Raw genomic sequence first — 2,361 nt, forward strand, 5'->3', positions numbered from 1 at the left:
AACAACCTGCTGCCCGATTGCGTGCTGTGCTCGCCGGCGCGGCGCACCCGCGAAACCCTGGAGGCCGTGCTGGGCATCACCGGCTTTGTCGAAAAGCGCCTGGAAGATGCCGTCTACGACGCCACCCCGGGCACCCTGATGGGCCTGATCGAGGCCCGTGGCGATGTCGACCGGCTGCTGGTGGTCGGGCACAACCCCGGCCTGGAACAGCTGGTGGCCCTGCTCAGTGAGGGCACCAGCAGCGATTACCGCGGCATGCCGCCGGGCGGCATCGCGGTGCTGTCGGTGGACGGCAAGGCCAGCATCGAGCCCGGCGTGGCCACCCTGACCGCCTTCTGGTGGCCGTAGCCCATGGCGGTAGTGCGCGCGTTGTTGGGCTGCCTGCTGGCACTGGCAGCCGAAGCGGCCTGCGCTGAACCGCCGGCGCCTGCCCCGCGCCAGGTGCTGGAATTCGATACCGCGCGCTCGCGCTTTGGTTTCGAGATCCGCACCCGGCTGGGGCAGCGCATCGAAGGGGTGTTCCCGCGCTTCGAGGGACGTATCGAGGTGCTGTCCGACGGACGCCACCAGGTGCACCTGCGGATGTTCACCCGCTACGTGGAAATACCCGGCAAGACCCGCTACACCGGCTGGATGCGCGGCGAAGAGTTCTTCGATTCGGCGCGCTACCCGGTGGTCGAGTTCGACTCGGTGCCTTACTGGCCCGAGGTCGTGGACAAGGGCGGCGGGGTGGAGGGCCGGTTGATCCTGCGCGGGGTGAGCCACCCGGAGACCCTGCGGGTGGAGCCGGCGGAGTGCCCCCGGGCCGGGTATGATTGCGACGTGGTCAGCCGCGGCAATGTGCAGCGAGGCCGGTATGGAATGGACAGCTGGCAGCTTGCCTTGAGTGATCGAGTGACCTTCGTATTGCGAGCGCGTCTGAGCGAGGCGCCGAAACCGTGAACCCATTGTTGAAGATCGGGCTGCTGGCATTGCTGTTGCTGGTCAGCGGCTGTGCCTCGCTGTCCAACGCCGAGCGTGACCGCGCGGCCGGCATTGCCGTGCAGGCGCGTTCAACCGTGGTCGAGTGCAGCCAGGCGGACCGCTGCGCGCTCGATTCGCCGCTGCGCGGACTGGGCGGCAAGGCGTTCGCTGCCTCCACCGAGGCCGCCCCGCAGCACTACGCCACCATCATCGATGAGGGCGAGGTGTCGCTGGTGGCACGGCTGAACCTGATCCGCAGCGCCACCCGCAGCATCGACCTGCAGACCTACATCTTCGACAAGGACGACAGCGCCCGGCTGGTGCTGGACGAACTGCTGGGCGCGGCCCGGCGCGGGGTCAAGGTCCGGGTGCTGATCGACCAGCTCTCGGCGATCTCCGACCTGGAGATCCTGGGGGCACTGGCCAGCAGCCACCAGAACTTCGAGCTGCGGGTGTACAACCCGACCTTCGGCAAGGCGCGGTTGAACTACTTCGATTACGCCGGCAGCGTGCTGTGCTGCTTCCGTCGCTTCAACCAGCGCATGCACAACAAGCTGCTGGTGATCGACGACGCACTTGGCGTGGTCGGCGGCCGCAACTACCAGGACGACTATTACGACTGGGACAGCGAATACAACTTCCGCGACCGCGACGTCCTGGTGGCGGGCCCGGAAGTGCGCGAAATGGCAGCCAACTTCGATGCGTTCTGGCGCGCGCCGCGCAGCGTGCCGGCCGAACGCCTCAACGACGTCGGCGGCCTGCTGCTCAAGCACGGCGCACCGCCGATGCCGCCGGCCGAGTTCCGCCACCCGCAGCGGATCGCGCGGGTCAGCGATGAAGCCAACGACCCCGCCTACGTCACCCGTGCGTTTGTCGACACCGCGCTGCCGGTGGCGTCGGTGCGCTACGTGGCCGACCTGCCGCGCAAGCACCGCCGCGAACGGCCCAGCCAACCGGCCAACGGCCAGCACGTCACCGAGCCGCAGCTGGACGCGCTGATTTCCAGCGCGCAGACCGAAGTGCTGCTGCAGACGCCGTACCTGGTGCTGTCCAAGCCCGCCCGCAAGCTGTTCTCCGACCTGCGCAAGCGCGCGCAGCCGCCGCGCATCGTGGTGTCGTCCAACAGCCTGGCCGCCACCGACAACCCGATCGTCTACGCGCTGTCCTACAAGTACAAGCGGCGCAACCTGCGCGAACTGGGCTTCAACATCTACGAGTACAAGCCGTTCCCGCTCGATGCCCCGGTCGACTACCGCAACCTGCTGCCGGCCCCACTGGGCGAGGCGCCGCCGTCGGACGGCAAGCGCAGCAGCCTGATCGGTGGCAGCGCGGCCGGCAGCAATGCGCGCGGCAGTGCCGGCAACGGCGACCGCCGGCGCACCGGGCCCGAGGCGGTCG

General features: G+C 68.7%; 2 protein-coding genes and 1 pseudogene. All 3 read left to right on the forward strand.

Going from position 1 to position 2,361, the window contains the following annotated elements; genetic code table 11:
• The coding region (locus tag DBR34_RS12190) for a histidine phosphatase family protein (protein WP_128096988.1) at positions 1-348 on the forward strand (348 nt) is incomplete at its 5' end.
• A 3-nt stretch (positions 349-351) separates the two neighbouring features.
• Positions 352-942, forward strand: a complete 591-nt coding sequence (locus DBR34_RS12195) for a YceI family protein (protein ID WP_128096989.1) — start codon at positions 352-354, stop codon at positions 940-942.
• A pseudogene (locus DBR34_RS12200) lies at positions 939-2,361 on the forward strand (phospholipase D family protein); the annotation flags it as partial. The gene DBR34_RS12195 and the pseudogene DBR34_RS12200, both read left to right, overlap by 4 nt.

The sequence above is a fragment of the Stenotrophomonas sp. HMWF003 genome (assembly GCF_003061285.1).
Lineage (GTDB): Bacteria > Pseudomonadota > Gammaproteobacteria > Xanthomonadales > Xanthomonadaceae > Stenotrophomonas > Stenotrophomonas maltophilia_AP.